Here is a 20521-nt window from a genome sequence, read left to right as displayed (position 1 = left end):
GCCCGCACTTTCACTGACAACGCAGAGGCCGGCGGCGGGCTGATGGTGGCGGTGGTGCAGTGCTCCATCGCACTCGGCTCGACCGTGGGCGGACTGCTGTTTGACAGCCTCGGCTTTGCCAGCACGTTCCTGGCCAGTGCTGGCCTGTTGCTGTGCGCAGCGCTGCTCGCTTATGCCACGGCGTACGACCGGGCGTCCACGTCGGGGTCGGTGGTCGCTGTGGAACCCCGGGGCTGATGAGCCGCCTTACGTCGATCACAGGAACACTGCTTTGCCTCCTGCTTGCGTTCGGGGCAGTAGCGGCATGCTCTGCCGAGTCCACTCATCACGCCATTTCAGCCAGGAAGGTAGAGTCACACCCGGAGGTTCATTCCATGAAGATTCGACTGATCATCAACGATCAGATGCTGTCGGTCTGATTCGACTGGGTCGAATAGAAGGAGGACTGCAGGTCCTTCGCACGGAAGGGCCGCTCGCGGTTCGGATTGAGTCCGACTAGCCGTTGGTTGCATACCCAACAGACCACAAAGAGGTGAGCTACATGGAAATCAAACACCTTGGCACCCAAGCGTCCATCAAAGGATCGACGGACTGGTTTACGGGCATGGTCCGCATCGATCCGCTCAATGCCGCCTCTGCGCCATCGAGGGTATCCTGCGCCGCGGTCACCTTCGAGCCGGGTGCGCGCACTGCGTGGCACACCCATCCGTTGGGGCAGACGCTTATCGTTACTGCCGGCTTCGGTTGGACACAGTGCGAAGGCGGTCCGATCGTGGAGATCCGGGCGGGTGACGTGATCTGGTGCCCGCCGGGTCACAAACACTGGCACGGTGCATCGCCCACCACCGCCATGACGCATATCGCGGTCCAGGAGGCGTTGGATGGCAGGAACGTTGACTGGCTGGAGCATGTGAGCGAAGAGCAGTACCTCGCCGGACCTCCCGCTGCTGACGCACCGGCCCGCTCCGACGGAGGCGGCTGACATGTTGGTTCGATCCGCGGTTCGCGGGCTCTTGGCCCTCTCTGTCTGGGCGCTGCTTGGCCTTCCCCATGAGGCTGAAGCCGCGGCGCCCGGTACGACGATGACCCATCTCGCCGTAACCGGCGTGCGCGATGGTCAGAACGTGAACTGGTTGGAGAAAGTGACCGATGCCCACCACGGCGATTGATTGGAAATGGCGGTCTAGTCGTCTCGTCTGTCTGATGGGTGCGGCGATGCTTGCCTCCGGTCCGGGACAGATGGCTTTCGCATACGAAGGAGCAGCTATGAACGTCAAATCAAACACGGGTTCCACCACCGAACTGGACACTCGCCAGCAAGCCATTATTCCGATCAGCGCCTCAGCAGCGGCCGGCAATATGGATAGCCTTCGGGGCGCGCTGAATCAGGGCTTGGACGCGGGACTGAGTCTGGCCGAAGTGCGAGAGATACTCGTGCAGGTTTACGCCTACGCGGGCTTTCCGCGGAGCCTGAACGCGTTGAGCGAACTGATGAAGGTGGCGGAGGCACGCAGGCAGAGTGGCATCCAGGATGAAGCCGGCCGCGAGCCCGGCAAGCCGATTCCCAAGGGCGACGCGTTGCTCGCTGCAGGCACCGCCAACCAGACCAAGCTGGTGGGTGGTCCAGTCTCAGGGCCATTGTTCGATTTCGCACCGCAAGCAAATGAGTTTCTGCGTACGCATCTCTTTGGCGACATCTTCGAGCGCGACAACCTTGATTGGCAGAGTCGCGAGCTGGCCACGGTCAGCATGCTGGCTGCCATGTCCGGGGTGGAACCCCAGTTGCAGTCTCACATAGGAATCAGCATGAACATAGGCGTGCGCCCTGAGCAGCTGTCCAGCCTTGCCGATGTTCTCGAAGTCCACTCCAGCTTGGACGCTGCCGAACGTGTCCGCGTTGGTATTCAGCGCCAGCTCGAGGCTCGGCAGGAATGATCTTCAGGAAAGCTATGCGCCGGGTTGCACGCGCACGTTGGAGGGCTGATTGAAAAGGATACTGATCGGAACCTTGATCGGCATGGCTGCATGCTCCTCCAGTGCTGGAGCTGAGGAGTTACAGATGACCAGGCTGTCAAAGATCAACGTAAACGCGGACCATTTGCCCGCCTATCGAGACGCCCTGGCTGAAGAGGTTCGCGCCTCAATGGAGCTCGAGCCAGGCGTGCTGTCGTTGTACGCCGTCTTCGACAAAGACGACCCGACCAGACTGACGATTCTTGAAATATATGCGAGTCGGCAGGCATACGAACAGCACGTGAAGAGTCCGCATTTCCTCAAGTACAAGAACGGGACGCTGCACATGGTCAAATCGTTGGAGCTGGTCGACGTCGATCCCCTTCTGCCGGAGCTGAAGATCAAGTAGCGTGAACCTGGCAGCGTCCCGAGGGGCTGCGTACCGCAGGCCCTATGTGCATGCGATACGTGCGCTGGATTACTCCGCCGGAATAAGCAGCGGCTTCTCTTTGTCTTTCAGAAGGAAGACCACAAACCTGGCGGGCTTGCTCTGGCTGGCATTGCGGCCCACGGTGTGGACATCGTTCGGGCCTTCATAGAAGGTCTCGCCGGCCTTGATGGTCTGCTCGGGCTTTCCCCTCACACCCATGATGATGGTGCCGTCGAGCACGTACACGATGGCATGCGCATCATGGCGATGCACGGGGTCAACCGCACCCGGCGGGTAGTCCACGGTGATGAGCGTGATCTCTTTGCCCGGGTAGTCCTGCAGCGCCTGCGATGCCAGCTCGGCAACAACCGCGTGCGGCGCATCGGTTGCATGCGTGCCCCCGTGCGCGCTGGCGGCGCCGGAAAGCAGGCAGAGGCCCATGGAGAGAGCGATTGCCGCCCACATCGCGCGCGCGTTCATTGCGCCACCGCCGGGGCGACGGACAGGCCTGCCTTGTCCAATCCCCATGCCTTGTCGAAGGAACCGGGAACGGCAAGGAAAGCCACGTTGATGCGGTTCCATGCGTTGATGCCCGCGATCACGAAGGTGAGATCGGAGATCTCGTTCTCAGCGAGCTGACCGCGAACGCGCTCGTACAGTTCGGTCGGCACGCCTTGGCTCGGAATGCAGGTCAGCGCCTCGGTCCACGCCAGGCTCGCACGCTCGCGCGGCGAGAACAGGTTGGATTCACGCCAGATCGCCACGTGGTGAAGCCGCAGTGCGCTTTCTCCGTGGATGGTGGCCTGCTTGACGTGCATGTCGACGCAGAACGCACAGCCGTTGAGCTGTGAGGCGCGGATGTGCACGAGATGGCGGATGGATGCTTCGATGGAGCTCTTTGCTTCAGCCATGCTGAGTTCCATGAGCTTCTTGGTCAGCTCGGGGGACTGCTGCTGGTAGTCGAGACGTTGGGTCATGGTCTTGGGTCCTGGGAAGGGGCGCGGGGGGACTGCAGCGCGGTGCCACGGTATGCCCGCCCACTCGCCCCGGGTAGACACCTGCGAGTAACGCCAGTGTTTACTTCCGCGCAACAGTGGAAGCGTCACAGGGCAGCGCTCCGGCGCGTCTACCTGACATGGACAATCCATTCTGCGCATGCGCGCCACCGCCGGAGGCGAGCAGCCCGGCCAATCCAGTCGGAGACGAAGTGGCGCCGGAAGCTTGGGATGCCTATCTCGACGCCCTGAGTGAGATGACGCCCGGCATCCGCCTGTTCTTCCTTTCGTGGGACGCTCCAACCCGACCGATGCGATGAGCGCCATGAACAGGGATTGCCCCTAGCGAGCCTCCATCAGCAAGACTGGGCCGATGGCCACCCATCCGGCAGGGCAGTCGGCGTCCTATCGACCAGGTATGCGCTACGGCAGCCTCAAGACAAGTACATGCAGCCGTCAACGCGCAACTCGGCGCCACTGACGAAGCTGCTCTCATTGGAGGCAAGGAAGAGAGCCAACAGCGAGTTACCCACGCCGGCTTGCCATCATGCGCGCCGCATCCTGCGAGGGCGGCAAGCCGAAAGCACGCGCGTACTCGCGGGTGAACTGGGTGGGGCTCTCATAGCCCACATCAAGCGCCGCTGCGGTAACGCTGGTTCCGCGCGTCGCCAGAATCTGGCGGGCCTGCAGCAGGCGAAGCTGTTTCTGGTACTGAAGCGGGCTCAGCGCGGTGGCGGATTTGAAGTGGCGGTGGAACGCTGATTCGCTCATTGCCACCTGTTCGGCCAGAGCGGCGATGCGCAGCGGTTTTGCATAGTCGCTGCGGATGCGCTGGATGGCGCTGCTGATACGCGCCAGCGCCGAATCCGGCGTGGCCAACTGCCGCAGCATGCACCCGTGTGGTCCCTGCAGCACGCGGTACAGGATCTCGCGCTCGTAGGCCGGGGCCAGCGCAGGTATCTCGCTGGGGCGTTCCATCAGGCGCAGCATGCGCACCCACGCATCCATCAGTTCGGGGGTGACGGCGGCGACGTTGAAGGCCTCGGTCTGGGTGGAGGGCTCGCCGCGCCCGGTGGCAGCATCGGTGGTGTCGCACAACAGCGCGGCGATGATGCCAAGGTCCAGCGTGAGGCTCACCGCCAGGTAGGGTTCGCCGGTGCTGGCCGGGTGCACCGCACCCACCGCGGGCAGGTCCACGGACATGATGAAGTACGTGGCCGGGTCGTACTCGAGGGTCTTCTCACCCACCGTCATGGATTTGCTTCCCTGCAGGATCAGGTTGATCATCGGCTCGTACACGGCCGCCAAGGCATGCTCCGGGATCTCGCCCTGCACCATGGCAACGCGGGGAATACCCGTATCGGTACGGCGATTTTCGGCATGCGCCGCAAGGCGGCGCAGTTCTTCCAGTGCGTTGTCCATGTCCCCATTGGACACCCGCCGCAGGGGGCTGGCAAGGCGGAAAGCAGGAATAGGCAGGAATTGGCGAGGATCAGGTCGGCGCGCCGCAGCCGGCGACCCTAGCCTGTGCATATCCCCTCACTGCACAGGACTACCTGCATGAAGCACGTACTGATCACCGGCGGCAGCCGTGGCATTGGTGCCAGCGCCGCGTTGCACTGCGCGCAGCGCGGCATGGGCGTCATCCTCACCTACAACGCCCAGCCGCACGCTGCCCAGCAGGTGGTGGAGCGTATCCAGGCAGAAGGCGGCACGGCAGTGGCCCTGCAGCTGGACGTGGGCAATACCGGTAGCTTTCCAGCGTTTGCGGCGAACGTGAAGGACACCCTGCAGGGAACCTGGGGCGCATCCGCGCTGGATGGCCTGGTGAACAACGCCGGCTTCGGGCTGTTCAATCCGATCGAGACGGTGACCGAGGAACAGTTCGATGGTCTGTTCAACGTGCATCTGAAGGGGCCGTTCTTCCTCACGCAGGCATTGCTGCCGCTGCTGGGCACTGGCGCGAGCATCGTCAACGTCACCAGTGCCACCACGCGTGTTGCCACCGCCGGGGTGGCGCCCTACGCCGCCTTCAAGGGCGGGCTGGAAGTGCTCACCCGCTACATGGCCAAGGAGTTCGGCGAGCGCCGCATCCGGGTGAATGCGGTGGCGCCCGGGGCGATCCGTACCGAGCTGGGCGGCGGGCTCAATGATGAATTCGAAGCCCTGCTGGCCTCGCAGACGGCACTGGGCCGGGTAGGTGAGCCGGACGACGTGGGCCGCGTCATTGCCGGGCTGATCGGTGATGAGCAGGCCTGGGTCAATGCGCAGACCATTGAAGTTGCAGGCGGCTACAACATCTAGTTCGCAACGGGAGTACGACATGCTCGACCACATTTTCCTCACTGTCACCGACACCACCCGCTCGGTCGCGTTCTACACGGCCGCGCTGGCCCCGTTGGGCATCGTCAACCGGCTCGACTACGACGGGCGGCAGGGTCCACCCGGCCACCCCGACCTGAAGGGCTTCGGCGCAGGCGGCCGGGTCTTCTTCTGGCTGCGGCAGGGCGTGGCGGCGGCGCAGGCGGCACATGTTGGCTTTGTGGCAGATTCCCGCGCGATGGTCGATGCCGCGTATGCCGCCGCGACGGCCGCTGGCGCCAGCGAGATCCATCCGCCGGGCCCGCAGCTGCACTACGACCCGCGCTACTACGCCGCGCAGGTGCGCGATCCGGATGGCTACAGCCTGGAGTTCGTCTACAAGAGCTGGCAGCACGGCCATGAATGACGTCGCTGCATCGCACCGCATGAAAGCCACGGTAGTGGCCTTCATCAACGCGATGAACGCGTTCGATATCGAACGTGCCCTGGCGTTGTTCAGCAAGACAGCAGTGATCGATGACCCGTCCACCGGATGCACCTTCAACGAGCACGCCGGTGTGCGTGACTATCTGGAAAAGTACTTCGTGGGTTACCACACGGTTACCCGTCTGCTTTCGCTGGAAGGCCTTGGCGATGCACGTGCACGGGCCCGGGTCGACTTCACTGGCGACTTCGGTCACGAGATCGGAATTCTTCTAGTGGCCATGGATTCCGCAGGCCGCATCTCCCGCATTGACGCCTCACTCGAATAGGGTGGCGAGGAACACACGATGAAAACATTGATGATCTACGGTGCATCCGGCTACACCGGGCGCATGGCTGCAGCGCACGCGAAAGAAGCTGGGCTGAAGCTGGTATTGGCGGGGCGTGACGAAGCTCCGCTGCAGGCGCTGGCCACACGCCTTGGCGTGGAGTACCGCGTGTTTGCGCTGGATAACGCTGGCGATGTGGACTACGCGTTGCAGGACATCGCGGTGCTGCTCAACTGTGCAGGGCCGTTCGCGCATACCGCGGGAGCGCTGATGGAGGCTTGTCTGCGTACCGGCGTCCATTACCTGGATATTGCCGCCGAGCTGGACAGCTACCAGCTGGCCGCGCGCCATGACGTGAGCGCCACCAAGGCCGGTGTCATGCTGATGCCGGGTAGCGGCGGCAGCGTGGCGATGCTTGGCAGCCTGGCCGCGCGTGCGGTGGAGCGTGTGCCGTCACCCGTATCCATCCGTATCGCCCTGCATGTAGCGGGGTCGATGTCACGCGGATCGGTGCTCAGTGCCAGCCAGCACGTAACGGCCACGTGCCTGATGCGAAAGGATGATGTACTCACACCGCTTGCGCCGGACGCGCTGCGCGACCTCGATTTCGGCAAAGGCCCATTGAGCTGTTTCCCGGTGACGCTGCCTGATCTGATCACCATCGCCAGGCAGACCGGCGTTGGCGATATCGAAACCTACGTGCATGTCTCCGGCAGCGCGTTCCCCGACGGCGGGATCGAAGCACTGCCGGATGGACCCACCGCGCAGGAGCGTGCCGACAACCGGTACCAGGCAGCGGTAGAGGTGGTCGGCACGGACGGTGCCATCACCCGCGCAGTGCTGGACACCGTGAACGGCTACAGCTTCACGCCCCTGGCCGCGATCGTGGCTGCGCGCCGTGTGCTGGCAGGGGAGGCGCGGCCGGGGTTCCAGACGCCTGTAGGTGTATTCGGAAGTGGCTTCGCTGAAACCATCGCCGACACCCGTATCACCTTCATTGACCCAGCCGCCCCCGCGACTCGCTAAGGAATCCACCCCATGTCATTGCGCCAAAACACCCCCGATGCCCTTCACGACACACTGGCCGTGGTCGACACGCTGTACCGCTTCGCCGCAGGTATCGACCTGCGCGACCGCGCGTTGCTCTCGTCGGCCTTTACAGAGGACGCCATCTCAGATTTCCGCCCCGCCGGCGCAAAAGCGGGCTTCGAATACCCCGTGCTTCAGGGGCGGGAAACCATCGTCGAGGTGCTGTCCACATCGCTCAACGGGCTCGATACCTCCCACTCCTTCAGCAACCCGAGGGTGGTGGTGGACGGCAATACGGCGCAGGTGGATGTGCTGGTAGAAGCGCAGCACGTATCGAGCGTCGATGGCGCACGCCAGTACCTGATGAAAAACCGCTATGACGTTGTTCTGGACCGCAGCGACGCGGGGTGGGAGATCAAGCATGTGATCGTCGACAACGTCTGGCGGACGGGTGATCCGAGCGTGCTCGCTGGGATCTGAGCGGATTGGGCGGTCACTGGTCCGCTTTTGGCCGAAAGCGGACTTCGATCTCCAAACCATTTAAGGCCTGCCGGGCCAAATGGCACCCCTGAGTTTTACAGTTTCCGATTCGCTATGATGCCGTGACAAGAAAAGTTTAGATGGAGGCGTCATGGATTGGAGACCCTTAGTCGTCGCAACCAGTGTGACCGCATTAGGATGGGCACTTACCGCAATCCCAGTTATGGCCGTCCTGTTGCTTATTATCTTCATGCTTCCGTTGGCGTTTTTGGACATGGTCGGCGTGCCCGGCCTTGGCAGGCATCTAAACGGTTTCTTCGTTCCATCAACAACCGGACTTGCCGTCATTACCGCCGGCATTTGGATTTTTACTTTCCTTGCTACGCGTTGGATATTACCCAGACGCCATTCCTGAGCGATACACAGGAAAGGGCGGGTCCGCAGGAAGTATCAGGGGTTGTGCGCGTGTCTCGCCCCGGCAGCGGACGCTTTGCCAAGGGTGATGACGACTGGCGGGGAAGATAAGAAGTGCACAATCGGACCTCGGGTCCGTCCAACAAATGGCGAGGGCGTATGGGAGCACCAGATCATTCCCTGGCAACACTACGGCTCTTCGGGGACGAGCTCATCCCCGACGAGATCAGCGCCCTGCTGGGGGCGAGTCCAACGGTGTCGTATCAAAAGGGCCAGGAGCTTGTCGGCAGCCGCACCGGGATCAAGCGCATCACCAAGACCGGAAGTTGGAGGCTCAACGCGGCTGATCGTAAACCGGAAGACCTGGAAAGCCAGATCTTCGAGATCCTCGAGCAACTTACCCGGGATCTCAGCATCTGGACTTCATTGGCGCGGTTTGAACCCAACCTCTACTGCGGCCTTTTCATGGGTAGCAGCAATGACGGGATGGGGCTCTCTGCAGAAGCGCTACTTGCCCTTGGTCAACGTGGAATTGCACTCGGGCTGGAAATCTATGATCACGATGACGAAGAGTCCACTGCCCAATCTGGGTGCGTCGATGATTCTTCTATTTTCCGCGTATGCGGGCTCTTGTAGCTACACCTCACACATGGGCAGGGCGAACTTCGAGAAAGTGCAGATAGGTGACTCACAAGACCAGCTGATCCGGGTCATGGGAACTCCATCTGTGATACAGGAGCATGGCGTAGACGCGCCGGCTGTGTTTCGGGGCACGGATTGCAGGGAGGCGTGCGTGAAGCGCGTCTGGTACGTGAATAGATTGCACTTATTGGACGAAGCTTGGTCCTTCGAGATCGACAGCGAGGGCAGAGTTCTTCGCCGCACGTACTGGCTGTCGCCCTAGCCGCTGCAGGCTCGGCCACCGACAATCGACCGTTCGGGTGGGGAGTTGCTCTGGGGCGGAGCCCAGCGACCCGGTCCCACAGCAGCGCTGAGCCATCCGGCCGCCCCCGTGTCCACTTTCGACTCGTTGGCGACAAGTCGGTGCTCTTCTTGACGAGTGTCGATAAAGAACAAGTTTCGTTAGGTAGCAAAATCTTGATTGTGTAGCGGCCTGAGTCCGCTCCTGGCCGTCAGCGGCGCCCGCCTGCGAAAGCGGCCAGCTCCTCCGCCTGACCCTCGGGGAAGGATTCCTTGAGCAGGTCGAGCAGCGCCGACACCCTTGAGCTGAGCAGCCGTCGCGACGGGTACAGCGCCCATATCTCGATGGGCGGCGCCTTCGCATCTCCCCACGACACCAATGCGCCCTCCCTGAGATGGTCGGCAACCAGCGAGAAGGGCAGCATCGCCGCGCCGGTACCTGCACGTACGGCATCGCGCACCATGGTCAGTGCGCCCAGGCGCAGCACCGGATCCACCGCGATACGTATCTCGCCTCGCGGCGTTACGAGGTCCCAGCCGGTGGCATCGCTGGACGGCCGAAACACCGCAGGCGCCGTCTCGCCCATCGCGGGCAGCGGCAGGTCCGGGTGCGCCACCGCCACCAGGCGGTCCCGGATCAGCACCCGCCCCACCAGCCGCTCATCCGGATCCGGATTGACCCTTATCACCAAGTCATAGCCTTCTTCCACCATGTCCACGGCGCGGTCTTCGGTGGTGACATCGAGCCGCACCTGTGGGTAGCGCTTCACGAATTCGGCGGCAATCCTGCCCAGCGCCATCTGCGAGAACAGCATCGGTGCGCTCACGCGCAGCCGCCCACGGGGCGTGTCGCCGCCTGAGGCAATGGACGTGGCCGCTTCGCCCAGTTCGGTAAGCAGCGTCTCGGTGCGCTCGAACAGCGCCCGACCTTCCTCGGTGAGCTTCAGCGTGTGCGAGCCACGCTCGAACAGCCGCACCCCCAGGCTGGCCTCCAGCTCACCCACGCGCCGCGACAGCGTTGCCTTCGGGCGCTCGGCCGCGCGCGCGGCACGGCCGAACCCGCCGTGTCGCGCCACCAGGTTGAAGTCGGCCAAGGCCAGCAGGTCCATGTGTTCCACCAGCGAGACAGGTGGTCCAAGTATATGGGCTATCGGCCCGCACGCGGATCAACAACCATGAGGCCTCACCACCCACCCGGAGTACCCCATGACCATTCTTGTTACCGGCGCCACTGGCACCATCGGCCGTCAGGTCGTACAGCACCTCATCCAGCGCGGCGCAAACGTTCGGGCACTGGTCCGCACCCCCGCTACTGCCAACCTGCCCGCCACCGTGGAGTTGGTGCAGGGCGACATGCTGGATGTGGATGCCCTCCGCCAAGCGCTGAAGGGCGTCTCCACGTTGTTCCTGCTCAACGCCGTGGTCGCCGACGAATTCACCCAGGCGCTCATCACCCTCAACGTTGCCCGCGAGGCCGGGGTGAAGCGCGTGGTGTACTTGTCGGTGATCCACAGCGACCGCTACGTCAACGTGCCGCACTTCGCCGGCAAGTTCGGCGTGGAACGCATGATCGAGCAGATGGGCTTCAGCGCCACGATCCTGCGCCCGGCCTATTTCATCGATAACGACCTCACCATCAAGGACGTGGTGCAGGGCTACGGTGTGTACCCCATGCCGATCGGCAGCAAGGGGCTGGCGATGATCGACACCCGCGACATCGCCGAGATCGCCGCCATCGAACTGCTCAACCGCGAACAGGCGCCGGACAACCGCGCGCTGACCCGACTCAACCTGGTGGGCCCGCAAGCACTCACCGGAGAACAGGTGGCCGCCATCTGGAGCGATGTGCTGAACCGCCCGATCGCCTACGGCGGTGATGACACGGCCGCCTTCGAGCAGAACCTGCGCCAGTTCATGCCGGCGTGGATGGCCTACGACATGCGACAGATGGCCGAGCGCTTCATCAGCGACGGCATGCTGCCGGGCGCGGGTGACGTGGAGCGGTTGATGCAGTTGCTGGGGCGGCCGCTGCGTACGTACGACGCGTTTGCGGCGGAGCATGCGTCAGCGTGCTGAAGGCCGAGCTTGGGCAGCGGTTGAGCCAGCTCTTAGAGCCTCGGCCTTCGCCTTCCGGATGCACGCGATGGTTGACAAGGTAGAACGATCGTTCTACCTTGGCGCCATGGATAAGACAACGACCGACACCCGACTGAAGATCCTGGACACAGCGGAGGCGCTGATTTACCAGAACGGAATACATGCCACGGGCATGGATCTGCTGGTGAAGACCTCAGGCGTTGCGCGCAAGAGCATTTACCGACACTTTGAAAACAAGGACCAGGTTGCCGCAGCCGCGTTGAACGCGCGGGACGTGCGCTGGCTCAATTGGTTCAGGCAGGAATGCGACAAGGCCGGCAGCCCGGAAGCGCGCATCCTGGGCATGTTCACGGTGCTCAAAGGCTGGTTCGAGTCCGAGGGCTATCGCGGCTGTGCCTTCATCAACACGGCAGGCGAGGTCGGCGATTCCCACGACCCGATCCGCAGGATCGCCAAGCACCACAAACAGAAACTGCTCGATTACACGCTGGAGCTCACCGGGCAACTGAACATCGCGCAGCCGGCCGTTCTGGCGCGGCAGTTGCTGGTTCTGATGGAAGGCGCCATCACCGTATCGCGCGTGATGGGTGACTACGACGCCGCAGACACCGCAAGGGATGTTGCGCAGGTGTTGTTGAAGCAAGCCACGCGCTAACGCCGCGGTAACCGAAATCCCGCCGCAGTACCCCGTTCATCCATTTCCATTGGAGGCCCCACCGTGTCCGCAGAAGCACCCCGTCCCCCCCTTCCCCCGTTCACTCTCGAATCGGCGGTCCAGAAGGTTCGCTTGGCAGAAGATGGCTGGAATTCCCGCGATGCCGACAAAGTGGCGCTTGCCTATTCGCTCGACACCCAGTGGCGAAACCGCACCGAGTTCACCAATGGCCGCGAGGAAGCCCGGCAGTTTCTTGCCCGAAAGTGGAAGAAAGAGCTTGAGTACCGGCTGATCAAGGAGTTGTGGGCATTCACTGGCAACCGCATCGCCGTGCGCTACGCCTATGAATGGCGCGACGACTCTGGAAACTGGTTCCGCTCCTATGGAAACGAGAACTGGGAATTCGGCGCGGATGGTCTGATGGAGCGCCGCTTCTCGTGCATCAACGACATGCCCATCAAGGACAGCGAACGCAAGTTCCACTGGCCATTGGGGCGCCGCCCGGATGATCACCCGGGGCTGTCCGACCTGGGTATGTAAGCTGCGGAGCCGGCGTGGGGAAGGCCCGCGGGCTTGAATGCGCCTGCGGGCTTTCCATGTCAGCAACGGGGTGCTCCTTCGCTTCAGGGGTCGGGCTACGACTGCACTTCAGCGCGGAACGCGATCTCGATCAACTGTTCGGGGAAGGCGAGCGCTGAAACCCCGATGAGGTTGCTGGCCACCTGGGGAACAGGCTGGCCATAGACGGCGGGCCTGACCTTGCCGCTGGCGGCGAACGCGGCCGGCACATCGATTACGAAAAGAGTTTCCTCCACCACATCCGCCAGCGATCCGCCCAGCTCGGCCAACAATACTTTGGCGTTCTCATAGGTGCGCTTCATTTGCGCCTCCATGGTGTCGAAGTTGGCAGGCTTTCCGTCAGCACCCAGAGCTGCTGGGGCTACCAGCTGCCCCTGCGGCGTGTGTGAGAGCTGGCCCGACACGAAGATCGAATTGTTCACGCGCACGGCCTGCACGTAACCATAAGCCGATTCCCACGGCACGCCGAAGCTGGCCGTCTTGCGGTTGGAGGTGCTCATTTCGTCTTCTTCCCAGGGTGAAGACGCCAGTCTGCCGGTAGGCATGGCCGCGCGCCTGCCCCGAAAGGGTAATGCAAGCGCAGCTGCATAGGCTGCGGGCGTCCGCTTCTGGCCGAAATCGGATACGGGCGGGAGGGGCAAGCGATGTTCGTCGCAGGCCCAAATGCCGCGCCCTGGTACCCAAGCGCTGTCCATCAATGCCGCAGCGTCTGGTCATTTCGACTCAGTGCACCTCGCCAACAGCGTGCGCGCATCAAGCCCCAAACGCACCATCAATCGTGTGCATCGCGCCAGTCACGAAGCTTGCCTCTGGCCCGGCCAGCCAGGCCACCATGCCTGCCACTTCCTCCGGGCGACCGTGACGCTTGATCGCCATGAAGCTGTGCATCAGATCCTTCATGGGACCATCCTCGGGATTGGCATCCGTATCGATGGGGCCGGGCTGAACGATGTTGATCGTGATGCCGCGCGGCCCGAAGTCGCGTGCCAGGCCGCGTGCCAGCCCCTGCAACGCGGACTTGCTCACCGCGTAGGACGCCATGCCCGGTACCGGCATCCTGTCGCCGTTCACCGAGCCGATCACGATGATGCGACCGCCATCGCCCATCGTGCGCGCCGCCTCGACGGAGGCGTGGTAGGGCGCGTGCACGTTGATGCGCAGCAGACGATCCACGGCGTCGGGGTCCTGCTCCAACGCATCGCCGAAGATCGCGATGCCCGAGTTCACTACCAGTACGTCCAGCGGACCGGTGTCGCGGACGCGTGCGATCACCGCGTCACGGTCCGCGCTGTCGGTCTTCTCGGCCGTCGCCCCGGTTTCCGCGGCCAGCGCATGCGCCGCATCGGGGGACCCGCTGTAGGTGAAGGTCACTGAAGCTCCGTCCGCCACGAAGCGGCGCACGATCGCCGCGCCGATGCCGCGGCTGCCGCCCAGTACCAGCACCTTCTTGTTCTCAAAAGCCATTGTTGGACACGCCTGAGTGAGTAATGTAGCATCCACTATAGAAATGGCATTCGGCACCTGTCAAGGAATTTAATAGTGGTCGATACAAAAAAATCTCGACCGCGCGGTCGGCCCCGGGCGTTCGACCCCGACGCTGCCGTGGCCACCGCGCAGCAGCTGTTCCATGCGCGCAGCTATGACGACGTCAGCGTGGCGGACATCACCGGCACCTTGGGGATCAATCCGCCCAGCTTCTACGCCGCCTTTGGCAGCAAGGCGGAGCTGTTTGGCCGGGTACTCGACCGGTATGCATGCGACGGGGCGATCCCGCTGCGGCAACTGCTGGATCCGGCCCGGCCCGTCATCGACTGCCTGGCCGCCGTGCTTGAGGAAGCTGCATGCCGATACGCCGGCAAGTCGGGCGCGTCCGGGTGCATGGTCATTGAAGGGGTGCAGTCCATCGATGAGGACGCCAAGCGGGCGGCCATGGTGTTCCTGGTCGGCGCTGAAGCGGCGATCCGTGACTTCGTAGCGGCGCGCCACCCGGAAGCCGCCGACCGGGTGATGGACTACATGACCACCGTGATGATGGGGCTGTCCACGAATGCGCGCCGAGGGAATGACCATGCCCGGCTGCTCGAGTCCGCGCGGCTGGCGGTTGGGGGGTTGGAGCGGGCGATGGCCGGCCCCGGGTAGCCGCCGCTGGTACGTGACCGTGCATGTCATAGGGTCGCTTCGTGCGGCCCTTTTTCATGGGCCGAAATCACCTTCGAGGTCGATGGCGCCAGGCCGCGAGCGCCTCCAAGTTGCTGTTTTACTTAACCATTCACGGATGGCGCCGGGCATCTGCAGGAAAAACTAAAGATTGGTCCCCTGATGCCGATGATGTGATGCACGGCACACTTTCACGTTTTTTAAACAATTGCGTCATCAGGGGACCAAGGAATGAACAAAGTATTCAAGGTGGTATGGAGCAAGGCCGTGGGTCAGTGGGTTGTGACCTCCGAATTCGGCACGGCCGCAGCTGGCCGCACCCGCCGCACGGCCAACCGCTTGACCACCGGCCCGCTGGCGGCCCTGAGCCTGATGACCGCGCTGGCGTTGTATGGTCCCTCCGCGATGGCGGCGGTGGACATCACCAACATCGGGTTTGAAACCGGCACGCTGAGCGGCTGGACGTACTCCAAGACCGGCACCCAGGGCTCTACCAGTTATGGCACCACTGGTGTCGGCGCCGCGGTGGTCACCGGCATGACCGATTTCGAGGCCGACAACGGCAGCCATACCTGGACGGTGACGCCCTTCGGCAACAACATGGCCTCATTGCAGGCCGGCGCCGGTTCGGACTCGTTCACCACGGCTGCAACCGCACTTGGGTTGGACGCTGCAAGCCGTGCGCTGGTTGCAAGCACGATGGCCGGCTCGCCCACGAATGCATCGTGGCTGTACCAGGACCTGACCCTCGCTGCAGGCGACTACTTCAGCATGGCGTGGCAGTACGTCTCGACCGACTACGAGCCGTTCAACGATGCCTCGCTGACCTCGCTGGTCAACCTCGGCGACGCCTCGGTGTTCGCGACGGTGAACAACCAGAACGCGCAGTATGCGCTGCTGGGTGCCACCAACCTCGGCACGGGCAGCTATTCCACCGGGAGCTATGGTGCAACCGGCTGGCAGGTCGCAACGTACCAGGTCAGCACGGCTGGCACGTACCGCCTGGGGTTCATGTCATTGAATCTGCAGGACACGCAGCTGAGCCCCGTGCTGTTCGTCGACCAGGCGCCGGGCCTGACATTCGACAAGGGCGTGCCCTTCGGTCCGGTCGCGCCCAATCCGGGCAGCGGAGCGCCGACCACGCCGACCACGCCGACGACCCCGACCGGCCCGATCGTCATCGATGGGCCCAAGGGCACCGATGAGCTGGGCAACGAAGACGAGGCCTCGTTCGAGGGCGGTACGCTGGTGGTCGACAAGGACACCAACGTGGATGTCGACTTCAAGATCGACGACAAGCCCGGCACCATCGATCAGAACGGCCACGAGTCAACGTTCACCGGCAAGATCGACGACGCCACCAATGGCGTCCCTGGCTCGCTGATCGTAAAGAACAGCGGCAGCGGCGGTTCGGTCACGCTGACCAACAACAACGGCTACACCGGTACCACCGAGGTCGACGAGAACGCCACGCTGGCATTGTCCGGCAATGGTTCGATCGACAAGTCGAAGAAGCTCGTGATCGACGGGACGCTGGACGTGACCCAGGCTGCTCCGGTCGTGGACATCATCTCGCTGGACGGCAAGGGTGATGTGGCGCTGGGCAACAACACGCTGTCCATCACCGATGCCAACGACGAGTTCGAAGGCACCATCGGCGGGCAGGGCGACGTGGCCATCAAGGGCGGCACGCAGGTGCTCTCGGGCAACAACACCTACGCTGGCGGTACCTCGGTCAGCAACAATGCCGTGCTGCAGGTAAGCAGTGATGAGAACCTGGGCGACGCCGCAGGCAAGCTCACGCTTGGTGGCGGCACGCTGCACACCACCGGCGACGTCAACAGCGCTCGTGACGTCGTCCTTGCGGGTAATGGCACGTTTGATACCGACACCAACACCACGCTGACCAACAGCGGCGACGTGTCCGGCAATGGTGGCCTGATCAAGAACGGCGAAGGTGGCCTGGAGCTGACCGGTACGGTGAGCCACAGCGGTGGCACGACCGTCAACGAAGGTGAGCTGACCCTGTCGGGCCAGAACACCTACACCGGCGGCACCACGCTCAACGGCGGCGTGCTCAACGTCAGCAGCGACGGCAACCTCGGCGATGCCGCAGGCGGGCTGACCTTCAATGGCGGCACGCTGCACACCACCGGTGACGTCAACAGTGATCGCGACGTAGTCCTTGCGGGCGACGGCACCTTCAATACTGACGCCGACACCACCCTGACCAACAGCGGCGACGTGTCGGGCAATGGTGGCCTGATCAAGAACGGCGAAGGCGGCATGGAGCTGACCGGTACGGTGAGCCACAGCGGTGGCACCACCGTCAACGAAGGCGAGCTGACCCTGTCGGGCCAGAACACCTACACCGGCGGCACCACACTCAACGGCGGCGTGCTCAACGTCAGCAGCGACGGCAACCTCGGCGATGCAACGGGCGGCCTGACCTTCAATGGCGGCACCCTGCACACCACCGGCGACGTCAACAGTGATCGCGACGTGGTCCTTGCGGGCGACGGCACCTTCACCACCGACACCAACACCACGCTGACCAACAGCGGCGATGTGTCCGGTATGGGCGGCCTGATCAAGAATGGCGAAGGCGGCCTGGAGCTGACCGGTACGGTGAGCCACAGCGGTGGCACCACCGTCAACGAAGGCGAGCTGACCCTGTCGGGCCAGAACACCTACACCGGTGGCACCACGCTCAACGGCGGCGTGCTCAACGTCAGCAGCGACGGCAACCTCGGCGATGCATCGGGTGGCCTGACCTTCAATGGCGGCACGCTGCAGGCATCCTCTTCGATGACCACCAGCCGGTCGATGGTGCTGGACAGCGTGGGCGCGCTGCGCAGCAGTGAAGGCAGCACCCTGACGGTCAACGGTCCGATCAGCGGCGGCGGCACCCTGGTGGCGGACGGCCAGGGCACGCTGGTGCTTGGCGCGGCCAACACCCACGCAGGTGGCACGCTGATCAGTGGCGGCACGGTCGTGCTGGCGCATGCTGGCGGGCTGGGTTCCGGCGCCGTGGCGATCAATGACGCGACCCTGCGCACGACGGTCGACACTCAGGTGGCGCAGCCGCTGCTGGTGATGGGCGAGGCTACCCTGGATGTGGCCTCGGGAACCACGACGCAGCTGACCGGCATGCTGGACGGTTCGCGCAGCACCGGCTGCTTCATCAAGAGTGGTGCGGGTCGCCTCAACATGGCAGGCACCGCAGTCCTGGCCAATGGTACGTGCGTCAACGAAGGCACCCTCAGTGCCAATGGCGTACTGCTGAGCAATGTGCAGGTGGAACGTGAGGGCACGGTGCGTGGCACGGGCACCATCGCCGGCAACATGCGCGTCGATGGCACGCTGGCCCCGGGTAACTCGCCGGGCACGCTGGCAGTGACGGGTACGGTCGCGCTGACCGACGACGCCACGCTGCAGATCGATATCGACGGGTACGGCACCGGCGCCGGCGCGGGCAACTACTCGCGCCTGCTGGTGTCCGGCGCGGCCGGTCGCTTCGTCGCCAACGGCACCCTGCAGCCCCTGCTGCGCGGCATCAGTGGCAATGCGGGCAACACCTTCACCCCGAAGGTGGGCGACATGTTCCGCATCGTGAGTGGCGAGGGCGGCGTGACCGGCACCTTCCACCGGATCCTGCAGCCGACCGAGGGCCTGGCCGCCCGCACGCGTTTCCAGGTGTACTACACCACCGGTTTCGACATCGACCTGTACGTGACACCGACAGCCTACAGCGCTGACCTGGTGGGCAAGGTCAACGGCAACGGCTTGGCTACTGCCGCTGCACTGGATGCCTTGGTGGAAGCCAGCGACGCCGGCACCACCACCGCAGAGCAGACCGATCTGCTGCGCGCGGTATGGCAGCAGGATGCGGTGGCACTGCCGGTGCTGGTGACCGCCCTGACCGGTGAGAGCCACGCCAAGCTGGCCGCGCTGGCGCAGTCCAATGCGACCGCACTGGCCGACGACGTGACCGGTCGACTGGGCCAGGGTGTGCTGCTGGATGCATCCAGCACGCGTATCGACCAGCTGCTGTGGGCCAACATCGGCTACGGGGATCTGTCGGTGGACGCGGATGCCAGCGCCGACCGCTTCGATGCCCGCCAGCGTCGTGCCACGGCCGGTATCGACGTGTACCGCTCCTCCAACGTGGCGTGGGGCGCTGGCCTGGGTCGCACGACGTCGGAACTGGAGCGCAGCCCGCTGGACAACACGCTCGACAGCAACGCGTTCTTTGCCTATGGCGCCGCCAGGGCAGGTGCGGTGGTGCTGGACGGCATGCTGTCTTACTCGGCCGATCGCTGGGAAAGCCAGCGTCCGGACGCCCTGGGTGCCGATGGTCCGCTGTCCGGCAAGGCCTCGGGTACTACCCGCATGGCCAGTGCCGGCGTCAGTCTGCCCTTCACGGCGGCAGGCCTGAGCTGGCAGCCCTCACTGCGCGGCAACTGGCAGAAGGTTGAGCGCAATGCCTACCGCGAAGCGGGTGACTCGCTGGCGGCGCTGGACGTCGCACGCCTCCAGGCGGAAGGTAGCCGCGCCACGCTCGGCCTGTCGGTCGGCTCGCTGCTGAACGATCCGCTGGCGGCGCGCGGGACCTGGCAGTTCGGTTTGCAGGCGGGCATCAACCACGGCCAGGCCCGCCAGGCCACGGTGACTACCGCACTTGCCGGCGAGCGCGTGGACCTGTCTGCCGCCGAGGCGGGCAAGGCCTTCGGTCGGGCCCAGCTGCAGGGCACCGTGCGCCTGGGAGCGTCGAGCTACCTGTACGGTGGCGTCAGCACCGAGCAGGGGTCGGGCGTGGAGAACAACAGCGTCAACGCGGGCATCCGCATCGCGCTGTGATGCCAGGCAGCGGGAGGGCACTGCCTTCCCGCTGCGGCATGCAATCGAGGCCGCGCAGCCCATTGGGGTGCGCGGCCTTTTCTTTGATTGGTGTCCGAGTTCAATCGGTTGATCGCTTGTCGAGAACTCTAAACTCGGATACGCAGACCTCCGCCGCACTTGATGGTCCGTCACGACCAACGGTCGTGACCTACCGGATGCGGAGTCAGCGGCTACGTCCCATTCGGCCGCGTGCCAGTCCCGTGCGTTAGATCACTGCGATCTTGGCCTTGGCCAGCGCCTCTCGCACCATCCCGTCGTTGGCTTCCGTCACGGGCCGGGTCAGCTCCCAGTGGAACTTCACCCGGAACCCTGCCTTCATCGCGTCCTGCGCACTCCACAGCACGCAGTAATCGCGCGCCAACCCGCACACATGCACCTCGCGGATGCCACGCTCGTGCAGCCAGCCGGCCAGCCCGGTGGCGGGGCGGGTGCCGTCGGGCCCATGGTTCTCCCGGAATGCACTATAGGAGTCCACCTCACGGCGGGTGCCCTTGCGCAGGATCAGGTTGGCGACGGTCCAGTCCACGCCCGGGTGCAGCACGGCGCCCTGGCTGCCCTGCACACAGTGGTTCGGCCATAAGGTCTGCGGCTGCGCGTGCAGCAGGATGGTCTCGAACGGGAGCTTGCCGGGATGCTGGCTGGCGAACGACGCGTGGTCGGCCGGGTGCCAGTCCTGGGTTGCCACCACCGTGCGGTAGCGGCGTTCCGCCAACAGGTCGGCGATTGGCGACACCAACGCATCGCCGTCTTCGCAGGCCAGCGCGCCACCGGGCATGAAGTCCGGCTGCAGGTCGATTACCAGCAGGGCCACATCGGCGGGCAGGGCGGTCATGGC

At 64.0% G+C, this 20521-nt stretch carries 22 protein-coding genes and 1 pseudogene; 16 read left to right on the top strand and 7 right to left on the bottom strand.

Translation table 11 applies throughout. From position 1 onward, the window contains the following. The 5 genes and pseudogenes from V9K91_RS18070 to V9K91_RS18050 form a co-directional block, all read left to right on the top strand. Positions 1 to 237: pseudogene (locus V9K91_RS18070) on the top strand (MFS transporter); the annotation flags it as partial. Between the two features lie 304 nt (positions 238 to 541). Beyond that, entirely contained in the window at positions 542 to 982 is a 441-nt protein-coding gene (locus V9K91_RS18065) for a cupin domain-containing protein (protein WP_095362645.1), read from the top strand. Position 983: 1 nt separating this feature from the next. Next, entirely contained in the window at positions 984 to 1169 is a 186-nt protein-coding gene (locus V9K91_RS18060) for a hypothetical protein (protein ID WP_217977502.1), read from the top strand. A 97-nt stretch (positions 1170 to 1266) separates the two neighbouring features. Continuing rightward, the gene (locus tag V9K91_RS18055; protein ID WP_095362646.1) at positions 1267 to 1935 is read left to right on the top strand and encodes a carboxymuconolactone decarboxylase family protein; all 669 of its coding nucleotides are present in this window, start codon (positions 1267 to 1269) and stop codon (positions 1933 to 1935) included. A 49-nt stretch (positions 1936 to 1984) separates the two neighbouring features. After that, complete coding sequence (locus V9K91_RS18050) at positions 1985 to 2362, top strand: antibiotic biosynthesis monooxygenase family protein (protein ID WP_176472570.1); 378 nt, start codon at positions 1985 to 1987, stop codon at positions 2360 to 2362. Between the two features lie 69 nt (positions 2363 to 2431). Here V9K91_RS18050 and V9K91_RS18045 read toward each other — a convergent pair whose 3' ends face one another. The 3 genes from V9K91_RS18045 to V9K91_RS18035 form a co-directional block, all read right to left on the bottom strand. Continuing rightward, positions 2432 to 2863: a cupin domain-containing protein gene (locus V9K91_RS18045; protein WP_336443659.1), complete on the bottom strand. Its 432-nt coding sequence runs from the start codon at positions 2861 to 2863 to the stop codon at positions 2432 to 2434. Then, positions 2860 to 3360: a carboxymuconolactone decarboxylase family protein gene (locus tag V9K91_RS18040; protein ID WP_095362538.1), complete on the bottom strand. Its 501-nt coding sequence runs from the start codon at positions 3358 to 3360 to the stop codon at positions 2860 to 2862. Before V9K91_RS18040 ends, V9K91_RS18045 begins: the two co-directional genes overlap by 4 nt. Before the next feature lie 543 nt (positions 3361 to 3903). Then, positions 3904 to 4800, bottom strand: coding sequence for an AraC family transcriptional regulator (locus V9K91_RS18035; RefSeq protein WP_184126186.1), 897 nt, complete (start codon positions 4798 to 4800; stop codon positions 3904 to 3906). A 138-nt stretch (positions 4801 to 4938) separates the two neighbouring features. On the opposite strand from V9K91_RS18035, the gene V9K91_RS18030 reads away from it, so the two are divergent. The 6 genes from V9K91_RS18030 (at position 4939) to V9K91_RS18005 (ending at position 9011) form a co-directional block, all read left to right on the top strand. After that, on the top strand, positions 4939 to 5682 hold the full coding sequence (locus V9K91_RS18030; protein ID WP_095362540.1) for an SDR family oxidoreductase: 744 nt from the start codon (positions 4939 to 4941) through the stop codon (positions 5680 to 5682). A gap of 19 nt (positions 5683 to 5701) precedes the next feature. After that, the gene (locus tag V9K91_RS18025) at positions 5702 to 6106 is read left to right on the top strand and encodes a VOC family protein (RefSeq protein WP_095362541.1); all 405 of its coding nucleotides are present in this window, start codon (positions 5702 to 5704) and stop codon (positions 6104 to 6106) included. Then, positions 6099 to 6452, top strand: a complete 354-nt coding sequence (locus V9K91_RS18020) for a nuclear transport factor 2 family protein (RefSeq protein WP_255220447.1) — start codon at positions 6099 to 6101, stop codon at positions 6450 to 6452. Before V9K91_RS18025 ends, V9K91_RS18020 begins: the two co-directional genes overlap by 8 nt. Positions 6453 to 6470: 18 nt before the next feature. Next, a complete protein-coding gene (locus V9K91_RS18015; RefSeq protein ID WP_095362543.1) occupies positions 6471 to 7478 on the top strand; it encodes a saccharopine dehydrogenase NADP-binding domain-containing protein in 1008 nt (335 codons plus the stop codon). Between the two features lie 12 nt (positions 7479 to 7490). Next, complete coding sequence (locus tag V9K91_RS18010) at positions 7491 to 7961, top strand: nuclear transport factor 2 family protein (protein ID WP_095362544.1); 471 nt, start codon at positions 7491 to 7493, stop codon at positions 7959 to 7961. A gap of 573 nt (positions 7962 to 8534) precedes the next feature. Beyond that, complete coding sequence (locus V9K91_RS18005; RefSeq protein WP_095362545.1) at positions 8535 to 9011, top strand: DUF4279 domain-containing protein; 477 nt, start codon at positions 8535 to 8537, stop codon at positions 9009 to 9011. Positions 9012 to 9508: 497 nt separating this feature from the next. Here the strand turns inward: V9K91_RS18005 and V9K91_RS18000 are convergent, their stop codons facing one another. After that, positions 9509 to 10405, bottom strand: a complete 897-nt coding sequence (locus tag V9K91_RS18000) for a LysR family transcriptional regulator (protein ID WP_095362547.1) — start codon at positions 10403 to 10405, stop codon at positions 9509 to 9511. A gap of 97 nt (positions 10406 to 10502) precedes the next feature. Between V9K91_RS18000 and V9K91_RS17995 the strand changes: the two genes are divergently transcribed. From V9K91_RS17995 to V9K91_RS17985, 3 genes are all read left to right on the top strand, one after another. After that, positions 10503 to 11372 (top strand): NmrA/HSCARG family protein, encoded by an 870-nt coding sequence (locus V9K91_RS17995; protein ID WP_095362548.1) that lies wholly within the window; start codon positions 10503 to 10505, stop codon positions 11370 to 11372. 106 nt (positions 11373 to 11478) lie between these two features. Next, on the top strand, positions 11479 to 12048 hold the full coding sequence (locus V9K91_RS17990; protein WP_095362648.1) for a TetR family transcriptional regulator: 570 nt from the start codon (positions 11479 to 11481) through the stop codon (positions 12046 to 12048). A 63-nt stretch (positions 12049 to 12111) separates the two neighbouring features. Continuing rightward, positions 12112 to 12588: a nuclear transport factor 2 family protein gene (locus V9K91_RS17985; RefSeq protein ID WP_095362549.1), complete on the top strand. Its 477-nt coding sequence runs from the start codon at positions 12112 to 12114 to the stop codon at positions 12586 to 12588. Positions 12589 to 12683: 95 nt separating this feature from the next. Here V9K91_RS17985 and V9K91_RS17980 read toward each other — a convergent pair whose 3' ends face one another. Together V9K91_RS17980 and bdcA are read right to left on the bottom strand one after the other, a co-directional pair. Further along, positions 12684 to 13127, bottom strand: a complete 444-nt coding sequence (locus tag V9K91_RS17980) for a Rid family hydrolase (RefSeq protein WP_095362550.1) — start codon at positions 13125 to 13127, stop codon at positions 12684 to 12686. 253 nt (positions 13128 to 13380) lie between these two features. Then, positions 13381 to 14091: an SDR family oxidoreductase gene (gene bdcA, locus V9K91_RS17975; RefSeq protein ID WP_068848467.1), complete on the bottom strand. Its 711-nt coding sequence runs from the start codon at positions 14089 to 14091 to the stop codon at positions 13381 to 13383. A 75-nt stretch (positions 14092 to 14166) separates the two neighbouring features. Here bdcA and V9K91_RS17970 point away from each other — a divergent pair, with 75 nt between their 5' ends. Together V9K91_RS17970 and V9K91_RS17965 are read left to right on the top strand one after the other, a co-directional pair. Further along, positions 14167 to 14766, top strand: coding sequence for a TetR/AcrR family transcriptional regulator (locus tag V9K91_RS17970; RefSeq protein WP_336443662.1), 600 nt, complete (start codon positions 14167 to 14169; stop codon positions 14764 to 14766). Positions 14767 to 15015: 249 nt separating this feature from the next. Further along, a complete protein-coding gene (locus tag V9K91_RS17965) occupies positions 15016 to 19644 on the top strand; it encodes an autotransporter-associated beta strand repeat-containing protein (protein WP_095362552.1) in 4629 nt (1542 codons plus the stop codon). Between the two features lie 247 nt (positions 19645 to 19891). On the opposite strand, the gene pncA is transcribed toward V9K91_RS17965, so the two are convergent. Continuing rightward, positions 19892 to 20518 carry a bifunctional nicotinamidase/pyrazinamidase gene (gene pncA / locus V9K91_RS17960; protein WP_249833527.1) on the bottom strand — a complete coding sequence of 209 codons (627 nt, stop codon included), beginning with the start codon at positions 20516 to 20518 and terminating at the stop codon, positions 19892 to 19894. Positions 20519 to 20521: the final 3 nt, after the last annotated feature.

The sequence above is a fragment of the Stenotrophomonas sp. CCNWLW57 genome (assembly GCF_037203925.1).
Lineage (GTDB): Bacteria > Pseudomonadota > Gammaproteobacteria > Xanthomonadales > Xanthomonadaceae > Stenotrophomonas > Stenotrophomonas rhizophila_A.
The sequence above is the reverse complement of the archived record's forward strand: the minus strand, read 5'-3'. Positions and strand labels throughout refer to the sequence as shown.

Excerpts from the sequence above, each read along its gene's own strand:
- V9K91_RS18065 (WP_095362645.1), top strand. The coding sequence starts at position 542 with ATGGAAATCAAACACCTTGGCACCCAAGCGTCCATCAAAGGATCGACG.
- V9K91_RS18060 (WP_217977502.1), top strand. The coding sequence starts at position 984 with ATGTTGGTTCGATCCGCGGTTCGCGGGCTCTTGGCCCTCTCTGTCTGG.
- V9K91_RS18055 (WP_095362646.1), top strand. The coding sequence starts at position 1,267 with ATGAACGTCAAATCAAACACGGGTTCCACCACCGAACTGGACACTCGC.
- V9K91_RS18045 (WP_336443659.1), bottom strand. The coding sequence starts at position 2,863 with ATGAACGCGCGCGCGATGTGGGCGGCAATCGCTCTCTCCATGGGCCTC.
- V9K91_RS18040 (WP_095362538.1), bottom strand. The coding sequence starts at position 3,360 with ATGACCCAACGTCTCGACTACCAGCAGCAGTCCCCCGAGCTGACCAAG.
- V9K91_RS18035 (WP_184126186.1), bottom strand. The coding sequence starts at position 4,800 with ATGGACAACGCACTGGAAGAACTGCGCCGCCTTGCGGCGCATGCCGAA.
- V9K91_RS18030 (WP_095362540.1), top strand. The coding sequence starts at position 4,939 with ATGAAGCACGTACTGATCACCGGCGGCAGCCGTGGCATTGGTGCCAGC.
- V9K91_RS18025 (WP_095362541.1), top strand. The coding sequence starts at position 5,702 with ATGCTCGACCACATTTTCCTCACTGTCACCGACACCACCCGCTCGGTC.
- V9K91_RS18020 (WP_255220447.1), top strand. The coding sequence starts at position 6,099 with ATGAATGACGTCGCTGCATCGCACCGCATGAAAGCCACGGTAGTGGCC.
- V9K91_RS18015 (WP_095362543.1), top strand. The coding sequence starts at position 6,471 with ATGAAAACATTGATGATCTACGGTGCATCCGGCTACACCGGGCGCATG.
- V9K91_RS18010 (WP_095362544.1), top strand. The coding sequence starts at position 7,491 with ATGTCATTGCGCCAAAACACCCCCGATGCCCTTCACGACACACTGGCC.
- V9K91_RS18005 (WP_095362545.1), top strand. The coding sequence starts at position 8,535 with ATGGGAGCACCAGATCATTCCCTGGCAACACTACGGCTCTTCGGGGAC.
- V9K91_RS18000 (WP_095362547.1), bottom strand. The coding sequence starts at position 10,405 with ATGGACCTGCTGGCCTTGGCCGACTTCAACCTGGTGGCGCGACACGGC.
- V9K91_RS17995 (WP_095362548.1), top strand. The coding sequence starts at position 10,503 with ATGACCATTCTTGTTACCGGCGCCACTGGCACCATCGGCCGTCAGGTC.
- V9K91_RS17990 (WP_095362648.1), top strand. The coding sequence starts at position 11,479 with ATGGATAAGACAACGACCGACACCCGACTGAAGATCCTGGACACAGCG.
- V9K91_RS17980 (WP_095362550.1), bottom strand. The coding sequence starts at position 13,127 with ATGAGCACCTCCAACCGCAAGACGGCCAGCTTCGGCGTGCCGTGGGAA.
- bdcA (WP_068848467.1), bottom strand. The coding sequence starts at position 14,091 with ATGGCTTTTGAGAACAAGAAGGTGCTGGTACTGGGCGGCAGCCGCGGC.
- V9K91_RS17965 (WP_095362552.1), top strand. The coding sequence starts at position 15,016 with ATGAACAAAGTATTCAAGGTGGTATGGAGCAAGGCCGTGGGTCAGTGG.
- pncA (WP_249833527.1), bottom strand. The coding sequence starts at position 20,518 with ATGACCGCCCTGCCCGCCGATGTGGCCCTGCTGGTAATCGACCTGCAG.